A 17420-nucleotide genomic window follows, 5' to 3' on the forward strand; every position below is an offset into this window, starting at 1 on the left:
TTTTGTTTAAGATTATATTTTTAAAATGAAAATACTTCATTTAGACACTAATCACTCTCTGTTAATAAATAAATTAAAGAATTTAGGTTTTGAAAACTATGAAGATTATATCTCTTCAAAATCAGAAATTGAAGCTAAAATTCATTTGTATGATGGAGTTATTATTCGTAGTCGATTTACCATTGATAAACAATTTTTAGATAAAGCAACAAGCCTTAAATTTATAGGACGAGTAGGAGCTGGATTAGAAAACATTGATTGTGATTATGCTGAAAAGAAAGGAGTACACTTAATATCAGCACCAGAAGGAAATCGAAATGCAGTAGGAGAGCATACGTTAGGAATGTTACTTTCTTTGTTTAACAAGCTTAATAAAGCAGATAAAGAGGTACGAGAAGGTAAATGGTTACGAGAAGAAAATAGAGGTGTAGAATTGGATGGAAAAACTGTTGGAATCATCGGTTATGGTAATATGGGGAAAGCCTTTGCTAAAAAACTCCGTGGTTTCGATGTGGAAGTAATATGTTACGATATTAAGCCGAATGTTGGTGATAATAATTGTAAACAAGTTTCTTTAGAAGAACTTCAAAAAAGAACTGATGTTTTAAGTTTACATACTCCACAAACAGAATTAACGATGAATATGGTTAATTCAGACTTTATTAATGGTTTTTCAAAACCATTTTGGTTGTTAAATACTGCCAGAGGAAAATCAGTAGTAACAAAAGATTTAGTAGTCGCTTTACAATCAGGAAAAGTTTTAGGAGCAGGATTGGATGTATTAGAGTATGAAAAAAAATCGTTTGAAAACCTATTTACAAACCAAGAAATGCCCGAGGCATTTCAGTATTTAATAAAAGCAGAAAATGTGTTGCTTTCTCCTCATGTTGCTGGTTGGACCATAGAAAGTAAAGAAAATTTAGCGCAGACTATTGTAGATAAAATTAAAGAAAAATTTTGTTAACTTAATGCTTCAAAATCATGTAACATGAAATATGAAGCAGCTACAGTAGAAGAATATATTTCTCAAGTCCCAGAAGAACGACAAGAAGTTTTACAAAAGCTTCGTAACCTTATTAAGGAAAACCTACCTAAAGGATTTGAAGAAGGAATCAATTATAATATGATTGGGTATTATGTTCCACATTCAAAATATCCCGATGGTTATCATTGTAATCCAAAATTACCACTTCCTTTTATGAATTTAGCTTCACAAAAAAACTCAATAAATCTATATCATAGCGGAATTTATGCTAAAAAGGAACTACACGATTGGTTTATAGCTGAATACCATAAATACTGTAAAAGAAAGCTAGACATGGGTAAAAGCTGTATTCGTTTTAAAAAGCTGGATGATATTCCGTATGAATTAATTACTGAATTATGTACAAAAATGACTGTAGATGAATGGATTTCTATCTACGAATCAGCTGTAAAAAAGAAATAAAATGAAGAAAAAAGGTAAAGTAATAGGAATAGGAGGAGTTTTTTTTAAAACAGAAGACCCTAGAGCAACGAAAGACTGGTATAAAAATAACTTAGGTTTTAATACTGATGATTGGGGATGTACGTTTTGGTGGAAGGATAACGAAGGTAAGAAGGCATCAACACAATGGAGTCCGTTTGCGAATGATACAAACTATTTTGAACCGTCTAAAAAAGATTTTATGTTTAACTATCGAGTTGAAAATTTAGTAGAGTTATTAGAAGAGTTAAAAGAAAAAGGAGTTACCGTGATGGATAAAATAGAGGAGTATGATTATGGTAAATTTGGATGGGTTGTAGATTTAGATGGAAATAAAATTGAATTATGGGAGCCAAAAGACGAAGCTTTTTTATAAATTTAGCACCGTCTAATAAATAAAAAAATAAAAAAATGGATGTAATTGATGAAAACGGGAATACTGTTCCTAATCAAGAAAGTAAACGTGTATTAGCTGGTATTTTAGGAATAATCATAGGGGTATTTGGAATTCACAAATTTGTGTTAGGATATACAAAAGAAGGAATAATAATGCTATTGGTAACTGTGTTAACTTGTGGTTTTGGTGGCTTTGTAAGTAGTATTATTGGTTTAATTGAAGGAATTATTTATCTAACAAAATCAGATGAAGAATTTGTTGAAACCTATCAAGTAAATAAGAAAGGATGGTTCTAATCATCATATAAAAAAGCGCCTTGAGGCGCTTTTTTTATTTCAATTCAGAAAGGTTGTATAAAAAACCTTCCAGCTTTTTTAATTCTTTTGGTGGGTTACCTGCATCAAATGTACTTGACCTATATTCCTTATTAGCTATTTTAATAGTAAACTTCGCATGCAAAGCTGCGTCTGTTATTCTTTTTTCACTTGGTACTTCTAAATCGCTTATTTGTTTTAAATTCAACTCATTTACTATAGTGTTTAATTCTTCTAATTGTTCTTTAGTTACTTTTTTAATCCCTTCTTTTTGATTTATTTTGTACGATAAGTTATTTCCTTCAATAGTTAACTGCACTATACTTCCTCTTGTTTGAGCTTCATAAGCTATTTTATCAAACTCTTTTATTTTATTTTGTGCTGCACAGTTCATCATTAATAAAAATACTACAGGAGTTATTATTTTTAGGTATTTCATCTATTCTTACTTTCTAGTTAATCATAATAAAAAGACGCTCTTTTAAATAAAGAACGTCTTAATATATGAATTTCGCATTAAAATAAAGTTAGTCTGTTATAGTAGACTCTAAATTCTACTGGAACAAATACTACACACCTATTCTAGTTTTTTATCTTCTGTAAACACATATATACAGGTATCATTAAAATAATAATCCACAGAGGGTTTATAATCTTTGCAAACATTTTAAAAACATTAATTATGAATAATAATTAACACTTTAAAAACAACTAGTGATAAACAAGTAAAATATCTGCTTAATTACCAAATATAAAAAGACACCTAAATTAGGTGTCTTTTTATACTATGTTATATTAAATAACTATTTAAGCTTTTTCTTAACTGCTACTTCAGTATATGCTTCTAATGTATCTCCTTCTTTAATATCGTTATATCCTTTAATTTGAAGACCACAATCGTATCCTTTAGTTACTTCCTTAACATCGTCTTTAAAACGTTTTAACGAAGCTAACACACCATCATGAACTACAATTCCATCTCTAATTACACGAACTTTAGAGTCTCTTGTAATTTTCCCTGTCATCACCATACATCCTGCAATGTTACCAATCTTAGAAATTTTATAAACTTCTCTAATTTCAACATTACCAAGAACTTCTTCTTTCATTTCAGGAGACAACATTCCTTCCATTGCATCTTTCAGGTCGTTGATAGCGTCATAAATGATTGAGTAAGTTCTGATATCAACTTCTTCTCTATCTGCTACCGAACGCGCATTTCCTTGCGGACGTACGTTAAATCCAACGATAATTGCATCTGAAGCTGTTGCTAATAATACGTCAGATTCTGTAATTGCTCCAACTCCTTTGTGAATAATATTCACTTGGATTTCTTCTGTAGATAGCTTTTGGAACGAATCTGTTAACGCTTCAACCGAACCATCAACATCTCCTTTTAAGATGATATTTAACTCTTTGAAGTCTCCTAATGCAATACGACGACCAATTTCTGCAAGTGTTAATGTTTTTTGTGTTCTAACAGATTGTTCACGTTGTAATTGAGAACGTTTTGCTGCTATTTGCTTAGCTTCACGCTCATCTTCAAATACATTGAACTTATCACCTGCTTGTGGTGCACCATCTAAACCTAAAATTGATACTGGCGTAGAAGGTCCTGCCTCTTTTACTTTCCTTCCTTTATCATCAAACATAGCTCTTACTTTACCACTATGCTTTCCGGCTAAGATATAATCTCCAATTTTTAATGTACCTGCTTGTACCAATATTGTAGATACATATCCTCTACCTTTATCTAATAAAGCTTCTACTACAGCTCCGTTTGCGTTTTTATTAGGGTTTGCTTTTAACTCTAATACTTCCGCTTCTAATAATACTTTTTCTAATAACTCATCAACCCCTTGTCCTGTTTTAGCAGAAATTTCTTGCGACTGAATGTTACCTCCCCAATCTTCTACTAATAAATTCATAGAAGAAAGTTGTGTTTTAATATTATCTGGATTCGCGTTAGGCTTATCTATCTTGTTTATTGCGAAGATAATTGGCACTCCTGCTGCTTGTGCGTGAGAAATCGCCTCTTTTGTTTGTGGCATTACATCATCATCTGCAGCTACTACAATAATAACTAAATCCGTTACTTGAGCACCACGAGCACGCATTGCTGTAAAGGCTTCGTGACCTGGAGTATCTAAGAAAGCTATTTTATGTTCTCCTACCTTCACTGCGTAAGCACCAATGTGTTGTGTGATACCTCCTGATTCACCTTCAATAACATTCGCGTTACGGATGTAATCTAACAACGATGTTTTACCGTGATCTACGTGTCCCATCACTGTGATAATAGGTGCACGAGTTATTAAATCTTCTGGCTTGTCTTCAACTTCTTCTATAGATTCCTCAACTTCAGCTCCAACAAACTCTACAGTATAGTTAAATTCTTCTGCTACAATTTGTAATGTTTCAGCATCTAATCGTTGATTCATCGTTACCATCATTCCTAACATCATACATGTAGAAATAATTTGGGTAACGGGAACATCCATCATAGTTGCTACTTCACTAACCGTAACAAATTCTGTTACTTTCAACACCTTACTCTCTGCTTGTGCTGCCTGTAATTCAGCTTCACTTTGCTGGCGGTGGGCATCTCTTTTATCTCTACGGTATTTTGCTCCTTTTCCTTTTTTAGATTTACCCTGAAGTTTTTCTAAAGTTTCTCTAACTTGTTTTTGGATTTGTGCTTCTGTTAGTTCTTCTTTTGGAGCAGCTGCTGGTCTTCTACCTCTTTGACCTCCTCGGTTACCACCTCTCTGGCCTCCTCGGTTTTGACCTCCTCGGTTATTTCCTTGAGGTTTAGCGCCTGTTCCAGGACTTCCTGGTTTGCTAATTCTTTTACGCTTCTTTTTATCTCCATCAGCCTTATTAGCTTCAGGTTTCTTCTTTTTTGGTCTTTCAAATTGTTTTAAGTCAATTTTTTGACCTGTAAAATTAGGACCTTCTAATTTTTTGTACTGAGTTTTAATTTTCTCAGCATTTTCTGGAGTTATTTCTACCTCCTTTACTGGTTGCTTCACCTCTTTAACCTTATTTTCAACAGTCTTTTTAACTTCTTTAGGCTGTTCTTTCTTCACTTCCTTTTTAGGAGTATTAACTGTTTGTTCCTTTGGTTTTTCAGTTTTAGGAGGCTCTGGCTTTTTCTCTTCGACCTTAACTGGTTCTTCAACTTTTTTAGTTTCTTGAACTGGTTTAATAGGCTCTTCTTTCTTTGGTTCCTCTATTTTCTCCTCTTTTTTAGTAGGCTCCGGTTTTACCTCTTCAGCTACTTCTTCAATAGCCTTACCAGTTTCAACATCTATTTTACCTACTGTTTTAAGTTCTAACTTTTCAGCTTTGGCTTTTAAAACTTCTTGTTTTTTAGCTTCCTCTTCTAATCTCTTTCTTTCTTGCTCTTGTTCTAATTGCTGACGAATTGCCTCTTTCTCTTTTTTCTTTTCTTCGCTCACTTCCTTAGAGGCCACCTTTTTAGATTTATCAGTTTGGAAACCATCAAATAAAATTTGATATTCTGCATCTGATATTTTGGTAGTAGGGCGAGCTTCAATCTCATAGCCATTTTTAGCTAGGTGTTCAACAGCTCTATCTAAAGAAATGTTTAGTTCTCTTAAAACCTTATTTAGTCTTAATTTTTTGCCTTCAGCCATATATTATTTTATACTTTTTATTGAAAAAACACACTTTACACGTCTCTAGTACGTATAGTTATGCTCTTTTTCTTCTTTTTGCTAGATTTTATACAGTTTCCTATATTAGGACACTAGCTTCCTTTTTTGTGTTATATTTAGTCTTCGAATTCTTCTCTTAAAATTCGTTGAACATCTAAAATTGTTTCTTCCTCTAAATCTGTTCTTTGTACTAACATTGATACATCTTTTTCCAAGACACTCTTTGCTGTATCTAAACCTATTTTCTTGAATTCTTCAATTACCCAAGCTTCAATTTCATCAGAGAATTCTGTTAATTCAACATCTTCTTCTTCAATACCTTCTCTTTGAACGTCAATTTCGTAACCTGTCAACTCACTTGCTAAACGAATATTTACACCAGCTCTACCAATTGCTTTTGATACTTCTTCTGGTTTCAGCAAAACATTAACACGTCCTTTCTTACCATTCTTTTCTTCATCAAACATTTCAATGTCTACTGAAGTTACTTTTGCAGGACTTAAGGCTCTTGCTACAAATAACTGTTCGTTCTTTGTATAGTTAATTACATCAATATTTTCGTTTCCTAATTCACGAACAATACCATGAATACGAGATCCTTTTACACCAACACAAGCTCCAACAGGGTCTATTCTATCATCGTAAGAATCTACTGCTATTTTTGCTTTATCTCCAGGAATCCTTGCTACGCCTTCAATAGTAATTAAACCATCGAAAACTTCAGGAATTTCTTGTTCAAATAATTTCACTAAGAACGCTGGTGAAGTTCTTGATAAAATAATAGCGGGTTTATTACCTCGTAACTCTACAGATTTTATCACTCCTCTAACTGCATCTCCTTTTCTAAAGAAGTCTGAACGAATTTGTTCACTCTTTGGTAAAACAATCTCATTTCCTTCATCATCCAACAAAATTACAGCATTATGACGAATATGGTGTACTTCTGCACTATAAATTTCTCCTTCTAAATCTTTAAATTGTTTAAAAACGTTTGTACTATCGTGCTCGTGAATTTTAGAAATTAAGTTTTGGCGTAATGCTAAAATAGCACGTCTACCTAAATCTACTAGCTTTACTTCTTCAGAAACATCTTCTCCAATTTCAAAATCTGGTTCAATTTTCCTTGCTTCTGCAAGTTCTATTTCCTCATTATCATCTTCAGACATTCCATCTGCCACCACCACTCGATTTCTCCAAATCTCTAAATCTCCTTTATCAGGGTTTATAATGATATCAAAATTCTCATCTGACCCAAATCTACGCTTTAAGGCTGCACGAAATACTTCTTCTAAGATAGACATTAATGTTACTCTGTCTATACTTTTATTATCTTTAAACTCCGAAAATGATTCTATTAACGCAATATTTTCCATTTCATTCTCTAATTAAAATATGATCTTCACTTTTGCTTCTTTAATATCCTGATACGCTAGTATTTTTGTTTTTTCTACCGTATGCTTTCCTTTACCTATTAGCTTAGGCTCTCTTGCCTTCCAAAATAGAGTAATGGTATCTTCTGTTACCTCAGTTAACGTTCCTTCAAATTCTTCTGTTGCTGTTTTAACTTTTAGAATTCGGTTGATATTCTTTTTATACTGACGTTTTACAGCTATTGGATGTGCAATATCTGGTGTTGTCACTTCTAACGAAAAATCTTCTTCTTCTCTATCTAAATTATGCTCTATATTCCTACTAATACGAATACATTCACTTAGTGGCACACCTGAATCTCCATCTACTATTACCTTTATTTTGTTATCCGACAAGAATTGTAAATCTATTAAATATAAAGATTTGTTTTCTTCCAAGGCTTCTTGTAATAATTCTCTAACTCGTTCTTGATTCATCTTAGGTATAAAAAGAGGGGACTAACGTCCCCTTCATCTATCTGATTAATAAATTTGGTGCAAATATAGTAAGTTATTCATTAACACACAAATATCAACCCTCTTTCTTTATAACATTGTTTTTTGTATCTTTAAGAAACTATCTCTCTTAAAACTTTCTTATTATGAAAAAAATATTAGTACCTACTGATTTTTCGAAGTCTTCTGAATATGCTTCGAAACTAGCTTCAAAAATAGCTAGCAAAGCCAACAGTGAAGTACACTTACTTCATATGGTTGAACTTCCTACAGGAATCGTTGACATGGGGGCTGGAACTAACTTTAGTATTCCAGAAAGCATGTTATACATTAGAAAGGTTCGTGACAGACTCCTGGATTACAAAAAGGATTTTTTTCCTAAAATTAAAAATGTTAAACATGCTATCAGATTTCAAAGTCCATTTGAAGGTATTAGAGATTATTCTAAAAAAAACAGTACAGATTTAATCATTATGGGATCTAAAGGGCATACAAACCTTGAAGAAATCTTAATTGGGTCTAACACTGAAAAAGTTGTACGAAACTCTGAAATACCTGTCATTGTTACAAAAAAGAATAACGACAGTTTTACACCAAAAGATATCGTCTTTGCATCTAGCTTTAAACCTAAAAAAAATAAGGCTTTTGAACGATTTCTTGATTTTAGTAATAATTTTGATTGTACAATACATTTACTAAAAATAAACACTCCCCAGAAATTTGAAAACTCTCAAGACACTAACGAAAGAATTAAAAAAATTATAGACACATATGGTTTAGAAAATTACACTATTAATATTTACAATGACTCTTCTGTTGAGAAAGGAATTCTTCATTTTGCTAATAAAATTAACGCAGATATAATTGCTTTAGCTACGCATGGAAGAAGTGGCTTATCTCATATTTTTAATGGCAGCATTACTAAAAGTCTCTCTAAAAGTGCTATGCGACCAATGCTAACATTTAAAATTTAACAAAAAGGTCAAGGTTTTCCCTTGACCTTTTTTTTTCATTAATTATTTTCATATACCTTTAGCAAATTTATAGCTTCCTTTTTTGCACTCCAATTTTCTAGAATTTCTTTCCGAGCACTACTTCCTAAATAAGCATTTTTTTTACTCATTAGATTTACCATTATTTTTTGAAGTTCTGGTACACTTCCTGATGTAAATAAATATCCTGACTTCAAATGTGTTACTAGTTCAGAGTGAACTCCAACATCTTTTGTTGCTACTACTGTATTTCCACACGCCATTGCTTCTGCACAAACTAAAGAAAAGCCTTCTGTAAAAGATGGTACTACTGAAATTTTAGCTGCTTGGTAATAAGAAACAATATCTGAGGTTTCATCAATAAAATAAATCTGGTTTTCTACTTTATTTTTTTCCACTATTGCTTTTAATTCTTCTAAAAACAATGGTTTATCTACTTTACCAACAACAACCAGCGCCCAATCTTTATTTTCTTTTAATTTAGGAGCTACAGCTTCTAACAATATTTTTTGTCCTTTTGCTTTTCTTACTCTACCTGCACAAAGAATAATATTCTTTTGAGCAATATTACTTAACTTTTTTTCTGGATTAGGAATAAAAAGGCTTGTATTTACACCATGAGGTACTTTAACGTTTGAAACACCTAGTTTTTTATGCATTGAACTTGTTAACGTAATAACTTCATCTGATTTTCTTAGTAAAAATCGTGTAAAATTAGAAGGATCTGTTTCTGCATGTCGCGTAGTTATTAATTTAAATTTTGCTCCTAAAAAACGATACCATAACATTTTTAAAACTTCATTATTTCGATGACAATGAACAACAATACTCTTTTTTGAGAACAACAACTTTTTTAACTCAGAAGTTGTCATTTTTTCACCTTTGATACCATAACCATAAAGATATGTTGTACACAGTTTTTTTAACTGAGGTAATACATTTTCAATACTTCTTGTAACACCTGTTCTTCGTTTATGAAAGTGAGTATGTATAACTATAAGATCAGAACTCATCTAAGCAAATCTTCTTTCTATGATTTGAAATAATCTATTTTCATATTCTTCTTTATCAGACCAATCATAATCTGGTTTAATCATTTTATTAATAAATTTTTTTGCTTCTTTTTCTGTTTTAAAAGTATTTAATTGAGAAATAACCCTATTAAAATCATTTTGATTTCCTTCAAAAAGGTGTTTTACAAAAGCAATTCTATCGTTTAAATCAATTTGAATTGTATTTAGAAAGTGATCATTAATTGTTTTCTTAGGTGCCGCCTTAGTAAATAAATCTGTAATTACATCAACTGATATAGTATCTTGCAACTCATCTTCTAAAGTAGGAGTTTTCCTATCCCCAACATCTTTTACATCATTTTTTACGTCCTCTCCATCACTATGTAACAGTTCTTCTAATTCATCAAAAGGCTGTTCAATGATTTCATTAGTAATTATTTCTTCATTAATTCCTTCTATTACTTTTTCAACTATTTCATCTGCTTCTTGCTCAAAACCTTCTTTTAAGTCTTCTTCTAAGTGATGTACTTCCCTACTTTCTATAGACTCTTGTTCCTCCTTTTGTATCTTTTCTTCTGTAGACTTCTCTACTTTTACCTCTTCTTGAATTGGTTCTTTCTTTTTTTCAACCTCAGCATCCAAATCATCTACAACTTCTTTCTTTGTCTCTAAACTTACCTCTTCTATCTTAGGTAAAATTTCTTCAACAGCTTCAGCTTGCTTTTTTTCTTCGGCAAGTAAAACATCTTTTAACAGTTCCTCTTTAGTTTTTGTAGGATTAGGAGTATTATTTATGTATTCTTCTACATACGCTAAAACCGAAAGTTTTTCGTAAACCTCATATGCCTTTTGCTTTAACTCAAACACATCTTCTCTATTTTTCATCTGTAAAATACTGTGTGCTAAACTGGTTAAATCTGATGCTAGTTTTTTGTGCATAAGTTGTTGTTTGATATTAATTTTTGCTCTTAAATTTTAATAAATTTGTTCCTCATTCGAAAGTAATACAAAAATCAATAATTAGAGCTTAAAATTACAAAATGTTTCTTGAAAATACAGTAAATCACACAGAACAATTTGGTTGGATTGAGGTAATTTGTGGCTCAATGTTTTCGGGGAAAACCGAAGAATTAATTCGTAGACTTAAACGTGCTCAGTTTGCTAAACAACGTGTTGAAATTTTCAAACCTGCAGTTGACACAAGATACGATGAGGAGGAAGTAGTTTCCCACAATAAAAACAGTATTCGTTCAACACCTGTTCCTGCATCTTCTAATATTAGATTATTAGCCAATGATGTTGATGTTATTGGAATAGACGAAGCCCAATTTTTTGACGACGAAATTGTAGCTGTTTGTAACGACTTAGCAAATAGAGGAGTTCGTGTTATCGTTGCAGGTTTGGACATGGATTTTAAGGGTAAACCTTTTGGACCAATGCCTGCGTTAATGGCTACTGCAGAATATGTTACTAAAGTACATGCCGTATGCACTCGTACAGGAAACTTAGCCCATTATAGTTATAGAAAAGCACAAAGTGAAGATCTAGTTTTTTTGGGCGAAACTCAAGAGTATGAACCACTAAGCAGAGCTGCTTATTACAAAGCCATGAAGGAACACGAAACACAAAATAAAAAAGAAAGCACTAATGAATAACAATCATGTTACCGTATTAGAAATTAATACTAAAGCTGTACTACACAATTTAGCTTATTTTAAACAGAAGCTACAACCTACTACAAAAATTTTAGTTGTTGTCAAGGCTTTTGGTTACGGAAGTGAGTCTACTGAAATTGCTAAAATTGCACAAGACTATGTTGATTATTTTGCTGTTGCTTATTCTAATGAGGGAATGGCATTACGTGAGGCTGGAATTACAAAGCCTATCTTGGTTTTAAACCCTCAAATTCAAAACTTAAAAGATATTGTTAAATATCGCTTAGAGCCTAATCTATATAATTTTAAAATCTTCGATGCTTTTTTAAAACTTGCGGATGAAGAGCCTTTAATGAATTACCCTATTCATTTAAAATTTAACACAGGATTAAATAGAGTAGGCTTTTGGCATACTGACGTTCCAACTATTGTAGCAGAGCTAAAAAAATCAAACAATGTAAAAGTTGAATCTATATTTTCTCATTTAGCAGCTAGTGAAGATTTAAACGAACAAGAATTCACCATAGGTCAAATAAATAACTTTGCTTACATAGTAAAACAAGTTTATGAGCACTTAGGATACCAACCTATGATACATATCTTAAATACATCTGGTATTATCAATTATCCACAAGCTCAATTTGACATGGTTCGCCTAGGCATAGGCTTATATGGTTTCGGAAATGATGAACAAGAAACAGCTCAACTTAAAAACACACATACGCTTAAATCTATAATTTCTCAAATTAATATAGTTCAACCAGGTGAAACTGTTGGATACAATAGAGCTTTTGTTGCTAGTCAACCTACAAGAAGCGCTACCATTCCTATAGGACATGCAGATGGTATATCAAGAAAACTAGGAAATAAAAATGGATTTGTGTTCATTAATAATCAACCAGCTCCTATCATTGGAAATGTTTGTATGGATATGATAATGGTTGATGTTACTAAAATTGATTGTAATGAAGGTGACGAGGTCATTATTTTCAACCATCAACAACACGTAGAATATATGGCTCATAAGTGTGAAACTATTCCGTATGAAATACTTACTGCCTTATCTCAACGTATAAAAAGATTGGTTAAAAGCTAATTTTTTTATATTTTTCAGTTCAATTAACTATTAAAAATCAAAAATATGGGAATGCTCAAAGAGTTTAAAGACTTTGCAATGAAAGGAAATTTAGTAGACATTGCAGTAGGTTTTGTAATGGGTGCTGCTTTCAAACAAGTAGTAACCTCTTTCACTGGAGGAATTGTTTCTCCTTTAATTGGACTTATTTTTAAAGCTGATTTTAAGGACATAAAGTATGTAATTAAAGAAGGAGTAACTGATGAAGCTGGTAAAGTAACAGGCGAAGTTGCTATAATGTATGGTGAATTTTTAACCAATGTTATTGATTTTATTATTGTAGCTTTTGTTATGTTTATGGTGGTAAAAGCAGTAAATGCTATGAAGAAAAAAGAAGAACCTGCTCCAGAAGCTCCAAAGGGACCTAGTCAAGAAGAACTATTAGCAGAAATTAGAGATTTACTAAAAAAGTAATCCGATTAAATATTAAATAGAAAAGCTCGCAATTGCGAGCTTTTCTATTTTCTAATAGTTCTATCTAATTTACACATGCTTTCCTTTCTCCCAACCATGTTTTCCTAAATACTGTTCACCACTTTCAACCGCACCATCTTCAATACTTGTTCCCATAGAATCATTCCAACGATTTAAATACCCGAAGAGGGAAATTACTCCTAACATTTCAACTATTTCTCCTTCATTCCAATATTTATATAATTCCTCTTTAATCTTTTCATCCACCATATTTGGAATCATTGAAGCTGCCAATGAAAAATCTAACGCAGCACGTTCAGCATCAGAAAAGGCAGAGTGTGTTTTATATTCCCATATATTATCTAATTGTTCTTGTTCTGCACCATAACGCTCAGCAGCACGAATTGCATGTGCTTGACAATAACGACAACCTGTAGCATTGCTACTTACCCAAGCAATCATCCGTTTTAAAGCAGAAGTTACACGACCGTGATTAGCCATTACTGCTTTGTTTAAATTGATAAATGCTTTGGAAATTTCTGGTCGTCGTTGCATGGTTAACACTGAATTCGGACAAAAACCTAAGGTTTCATTATAAAAATCAGATAATTGTTTCGTTTCCGCATCATGATTCGGATCTAAAGGAGTTACTAAAGGCATAGATTTATTTTTTAAGTTTTTAATACTAACTTTTTACTGTAAGTTTGTGTTACTATTTAAATGTACTAAGTCGAAATACACACAGACTTACTTACGCAATAAACAAAAAATTATCAAGATATGGCAACAAACACAGTTACAACCGTTTGGAAAGAAAACATGCAATTTGAAAGTGACAACCCTAGTGGACACTCAATAGTTATTGATACTTCTGAAGAGCATGGAGGAAATAATACTGGTTTACGACCTAAAGCTATGATGCTTTCATCGTTAGCAGGCTGTTCTGGTTTAGATATCGTACCTATGCTAGAAAAAATGCGTGTAAAAATTGATGATTTTAAAATTGTTGTTACTGGTGAATTAACTGAAGAGCACCCAAAATATTACCATAAAGTTTTAGTGGATTATCATTTTTACGGTAGTGATTTAGACGAAAAAAAAATTAACAAAGCAGTAGATTTATCGATAGAAAAATACTGTGGTGTTATGGAAATGTTTAGAAAATTTGCTGATGTAACTACTGCTATTCACTTACATAATAACTAATCTATTTTCGATAAAATTGCTATGCGCTGGACATTAAAACCGCAACCAGACACCTTTAAAGTAAAACAGTTAGCCAAAGAATTATCTATCGATACAACCTTGGCTAAAATTTTAGTACAACGTGGAATAGAAACCTTTGATGATGCAAAACATTTTTTTCGTCCTTCGTTAAGTGATTTACATGATCCTTTTTTAATGAAGGATATGGAAATCGCTGTGCAACGTATAGAAAAAGCTATAATAAACAACGAGAATATCTTAGTTTTTGGCGATTACGATGTTGACGGAACTACAGCTGTTTCTTTACTATCTTCTTACCTAAAAACAATACATCCTAATATTGCAACCTACATTCCTGATCGTTATGAAGAAGGATATGGTGTTTCTTTTCAAGGAATTGATTTTGCTGAAGACAATGGGTTTTCTCTCATCGTAGCTTTAGACTGCGGAATTAAAGCTATTGATAAAGTTGCCTATGCTACTGAAAAAGGAATTGATTTTATTATTTGCGATCACCACAAACCTGGAAGTGAAATTCCAAAGGCAGTTGCTATTTTAAATCCTAAGCAAATGGATTGTAACTATCCATATGATGAACTGTGTGGCTGTGGTGTTGGTTTTAAATTAATTCAAGCATTAGCTTCAAAAAGAAATCAAACAATTGAAGACTTACTTCCGTATTTAGATTTAGTAGCTACTGCAATTGCAGCTGATATTGTTCCGATGACTGGGGAAAATAGAGTTCTAGCTTATCATGGATTACAAGTCATTAATTCACAACCTAGAAATGGTATTAAGGCTATTATTCATCAATTGCAAAAAAAAGAACTTACCATTACAGACGTAGTTTTTATCATTGCTCCGCGGATAAATGCTGCTGGACGAATGAAACATGGAAACTATGCTGTCGAATTATTAACCGAAATGGATTTTGATTCAGCAGTTGAGTTTGCTGCTGCAATTGAAAAGTTCAATTCTGACAGAAAGGAGCTGGACAAAGCAATTACACAAGAAGCCTTACTTCAAATTGAAAATAACAACGAGCAAGAGAAATACACCACAGTAGTTTTTGATGAAAATTGGCACAAAGGAGTCATTGGTATTGTAGCTTCTCGTTTAACAGAAACTTACTACAGACCTACCTTGGTTTTTACTAAAAGTGGTGAAAAATTGGCTGCCTCAGCTCGTTCAGTAAAAGGATTTGATGTATATAATGCTTTAGAAGAATGCTCAGAATTTATTGAACAGTTTGGTGGACATAAATATGCAGCGGGTTTAACTTTATTACCCAAGCAATATCAAAATTTTAAAAATAAGTTTGAAGAAGTAGTGAAAGCCACTATTGATAAAGACTTGTTAACTCCAGAAATCACTATTGATGCTGAGCTTGACCTATCAGAAATTACACCTAAGTTTTTCCGTATAGTCCAACAAATGGTACCTTTTGGTCCGCTAAACATGAAACCAATTTTTACTACTTCAGCAGTAAGAGATAATGGATATGGTAAACAAGTTGGCGCAGACAAAAGTCATTTAAAACTAAACCTTATTTATGGTTCAGACCAAAAAACATATAATGCCATAGGTTTTGGTCTAGGAAATAAAATAGCCATCGCTCAAAACGATTTTGACATTGTATATACTTTAGATGAAAACACATGGAACGGACACACAACTATACAATTGATTTTAAAAGACTTAAAATAGCCGCTACTTTTATTTAGAATAATTCCAAATAATCTTATATATTTGTTACGGTAATAAAATATAGTTATGGACGGAATTACTAAAATATACGACAACAACATAGGTATTTCATTTCACTGGAAAGATAACAACTCTAAGCTAGTTCAATTAATATTTAGAGATACAGGGTTTCATTTAACTGAAGAAGAAATTGAATTATTTTTAGAAAAAGTTACTGATTCAAAACTTCAAAAAAACTGCGCTACTTGTAGTAAAGGTAAAGACTGTAGATCCATTCTACTACAAACACCTTCTAATAAAGTTAGCATGGCAGTTTCTTCAGTCGAACTGTGGCAGATAGACGACCTTTTAAAAGGCACACTATTTCAACTAAGAATGAATAATTATCTAAATGAGCTATGTAGAAATTAAGAAGGCTTGCAAAATTAGCAAGCCTTCTATAATTATTTATCTTCTTTAATTAAGTACATATATACCGGATAGTGATCACTATATCCTCCTGTATACTTTCCATAAGAGAAACTTCTGAAAGGATACCCTTTATAACGACCACTTTTTTGTGTTAAAAAACGTTTATTAAAGATTCCTGATTTAAACATTTTATAGGTTAAAAAATCTTTTTCTCCCTTATCTAATAGTGGAGAAGTAAACATAATTTGATCAAATAAATTAATATTATCTCTATACCCTAATGTATTAAATCCACGACGGAACATATCTTCATAAGGATTATAAATATCTCCCTCTTTAACGTTTTTCTTCTTACTTTTAGTTTGCAAAACAGATTTAAAGCTAGAGTTAATAGGATCATCGTTAAAATCACCCATAATTAACACTTTTGGATTTGGGTCGTTCAGCTTAATTTTTTCTATAATTTGCTTCACTTTATAAGCGGCTTTTTCACGCAATGGTCTACTCTTCGCTTCCCCTCCTCTTCGAGATGGCCAGTGATTTACAATAACATGTATTAATTCGTCATCTAAATAACCCGATACTAATAAAATATCGCGTGTATATACCTTTCTGTTTTGACTGTAAATATTAGGATTAAATACCTCAAAATGAATTGGCTTAAAATAACGTGGTTGATACAACAACCCAACATCAATCCCTCTTTTATCAGGAGAGTCAAAATGAATAATACTATAACGCTTCTTTTTTAACCTTTCCGATGCTACTAAATCTTCTAAAACTTTCTTGTTTTCAACCTCAGCAACGCCTAAAATTACTGGACTCGTTTTTGTCTTTTCAGCTCCTAACTGTGAGATAACTTCTCCAAGTTTATCTATTTTATCTATATATACCTCTTCTTTATCTCCTTTCATTTCCATGATGGGACTTGCTTCATCATTCTTTTCAAGATCATTTTCGGTATCAAAAAGGTTTTCTAAATTATAAAAACCAACAGTTCTTATTTTATATTTTTTTGCTCCTTGTTGCGCATATGAAGAAAAAACAACAAGAGTTAAGACTAAAAATAAAGCTATATTTCTCATTTAATAAATTTTACGCAACAAAAGTAAAAACAATTTTCAAGCCAAAATCTATAATTTACATAAAACCATTTTTAGTAACTT

At 32.0% G+C, this 17420-nt stretch carries 19 protein-coding genes; 11 read left to right on the top strand and 8 right to left on the bottom strand.

Annotated features, from left to right (window positions below; genetic code table 11):
• The first annotated feature begins 25 nt into the window (after window positions 1–25).
• Genes MHM83_RS01280 through MHM83_RS01295 form a run of 4 tightly spaced genes read left to right on the top strand, consistent with a single transcriptional unit; the run spans window position 26 to window position 2158 of the window.
• The gene (locus MHM83_RS01280; protein WP_239178177.1) at window positions 26–964 is read left to right on the top strand and encodes a 2-hydroxyacid dehydrogenase; all 939 of its coding nucleotides are present in this window, start codon (window positions 26–28) and stop codon (window positions 962–964) included.
• A gap of 24 nt (window positions 965–988) precedes the next feature.
• Complete coding sequence (locus MHM83_RS01285; protein WP_239178178.1) at window positions 989–1447, top strand: DUF1801 domain-containing protein; 459 nt, start codon at window positions 989–991, stop codon at window positions 1445–1447.
• 1 nt (window position 1448) lies between these two features.
• The gene (locus MHM83_RS01290; protein WP_239178179.1) at window positions 1449–1841 is read left to right on the top strand and encodes a VOC family protein; all 393 of its coding nucleotides are present in this window, start codon (window positions 1449–1451) and stop codon (window positions 1839–1841) included.
• 35 nt (window positions 1842–1876) lie between these two features.
• Complete coding sequence (locus MHM83_RS01295; RefSeq protein WP_159488561.1) at window positions 1877–2158, top strand: TM2 domain-containing protein; 282 nt, start codon at window positions 1877–1879, stop codon at window positions 2156–2158.
• Window positions 2159–2192: 34 nt separating this feature from the next.
• On the opposite strand, the gene MHM83_RS01300 is transcribed toward MHM83_RS01295, so the two are convergent.
• The 4 genes from MHM83_RS01300 to rimP all read right to left on the bottom strand — a co-directional run bounded on the left by MHM83_RS01300 (window position 2193) and on the right by rimP (window position 7703).
• Entirely contained in the window at window positions 2193–2615 is a 423-nt protein-coding gene (locus MHM83_RS01300) for a hypothetical protein (RefSeq protein WP_239178180.1), read from the bottom strand.
• A gap of 364 nt (window positions 2616–2979) precedes the next feature.
• Entirely contained in the window at window positions 2980–5835 is a 2856-nt protein-coding gene (gene infB / locus MHM83_RS01305) for a translation initiation factor IF-2 (protein ID WP_047790700.1), read from the bottom strand.
• A 137-nt stretch (window positions 5836–5972) separates the two neighbouring features.
• Window positions 5973–7229 carry a transcription termination factor NusA gene (gene nusA / locus MHM83_RS01310; protein WP_047790701.1) on the bottom strand — a complete coding sequence of 419 codons (1257 nt, stop codon included), beginning with the start codon at window positions 7227–7229 and terminating at the stop codon, window positions 5973–5975.
• Window positions 7230–7241: 12 nt separating this feature from the next.
• Complete coding sequence (gene rimP / locus MHM83_RS01315; protein ID WP_239178181.1) at window positions 7242–7703, bottom strand: ribosome assembly cofactor RimP; 462 nt, start codon at window positions 7701–7703, stop codon at window positions 7242–7244.
• Window positions 7704–7867: 164 nt separating this feature from the next.
• Here rimP and MHM83_RS01320 point away from each other — a divergent pair, with 164 nt between their 5' ends.
• On the top strand, window positions 7868–8695 hold the full coding sequence (locus tag MHM83_RS01320; protein ID WP_159610954.1) for a universal stress protein: 828 nt from the start codon (window positions 7868–7870) through the stop codon (window positions 8693–8695).
• Window positions 8696–8733: 38 nt separating this feature from the next.
• On the opposite strand, the gene MHM83_RS01325 is transcribed toward MHM83_RS01320, so the two are convergent.
• Window positions 8734–9726 carry a glycosyltransferase family 4 protein gene (locus MHM83_RS01325; protein ID WP_239178182.1) on the bottom strand — a complete coding sequence of 331 codons (993 nt, stop codon included), beginning with the start codon at window positions 9724–9726 and terminating at the stop codon, window positions 8734–8736.
• Window positions 9727–10665, bottom strand: coding sequence for a hypothetical protein (locus tag MHM83_RS01330; protein ID WP_167712822.1), 939 nt, complete (start codon window positions 10663–10665; stop codon window positions 9727–9729).
• A 101-nt stretch (window positions 10666–10766) separates the two neighbouring features.
• On the opposite strand from MHM83_RS01330, the gene MHM83_RS01335 reads away from it, so the two are divergent.
• The 3 genes from MHM83_RS01335 to mscL are packed head-to-tail and all read left to right on the top strand — an operon-like array spanning window position 10767 to window position 12930.
• On the top strand, window positions 10767–11381 hold the full coding sequence (locus MHM83_RS01335) for a thymidine kinase (RefSeq protein ID WP_073182215.1): 615 nt from the start codon (window positions 10767–10769) through the stop codon (window positions 11379–11381).
• Complete coding sequence (gene alr, locus MHM83_RS01340; RefSeq protein WP_239178183.1) at window positions 11374–12477, top strand: alanine racemase; 1104 nt, start codon at window positions 11374–11376, stop codon at window positions 12475–12477. The genes MHM83_RS01335 and alr overlap by 8 nt, the downstream gene beginning before the upstream one ends.
• A 51-nt stretch (window positions 12478–12528) precedes the next feature.
• Window positions 12529–12930 (top strand): large-conductance mechanosensitive channel protein MscL, encoded by a 402-nt coding sequence (mscL, locus tag MHM83_RS01345; protein WP_196781614.1) that lies wholly within the window; start codon window positions 12529–12531, stop codon window positions 12928–12930.
• Between the two features lie 69 nt (window positions 12931–12999).
• On the opposite strand, the gene MHM83_RS01350 is transcribed toward mscL, so the two are convergent.
• Window positions 13000–13590 (bottom strand): carboxymuconolactone decarboxylase family protein, encoded by a 591-nt coding sequence (locus MHM83_RS01350; protein ID WP_239178184.1) that lies wholly within the window; start codon window positions 13588–13590, stop codon window positions 13000–13002.
• 120 nt (window positions 13591–13710) lie between these two features.
• Here MHM83_RS01350 and MHM83_RS01355 point away from each other — a divergent pair, with 120 nt between their 5' ends.
• From MHM83_RS01355 to MHM83_RS01365, 3 genes are all read left to right on the top strand, one after another.
• Window positions 13711–14136: an OsmC family protein gene (locus MHM83_RS01355; RefSeq protein ID WP_120186037.1), complete on the top strand. Its 426-nt coding sequence runs from the start codon at window positions 13711–13713 to the stop codon at window positions 14134–14136.
• Window positions 14137–14157: 21 nt separating this feature from the next.
• Complete coding sequence (gene recJ / locus MHM83_RS01360) at window positions 14158–15843, top strand: single-stranded-DNA-specific exonuclease RecJ (protein WP_239178185.1); 1686 nt, start codon at window positions 14158–14160, stop codon at window positions 15841–15843.
• Window positions 15844–15909: 66 nt separating this feature from the next.
• On the top strand, window positions 15910–16254 hold the full coding sequence (locus MHM83_RS01365; RefSeq protein WP_047790766.1) for a hypothetical protein: 345 nt from the start codon (window positions 15910–15912) through the stop codon (window positions 16252–16254).
• Window positions 16255–16286: 32 nt separating this feature from the next.
• Here MHM83_RS01365 and MHM83_RS01370 read toward each other — a convergent pair whose 3' ends face one another.
• Window positions 16287–17339 carry an endonuclease/exonuclease/phosphatase family protein gene (locus MHM83_RS01370; protein WP_239178186.1) on the bottom strand — a complete coding sequence of 351 codons (1053 nt, stop codon included), beginning with the start codon at window positions 17337–17339 and terminating at the stop codon, window positions 16287–16289.
• Between the last annotated feature and the right edge of the window lie 81 nt (window positions 17340–17420).

It is taken from the genome of Tenacibaculum sp. Mcav3-52 (assembly GCF_022347665.1).
In the GTDB taxonomy this organism is placed as follows: Bacteria; Bacteroidota; Bacteroidia; order Flavobacteriales; family Flavobacteriaceae; genus Polaribacter; species Polaribacter mesophilus.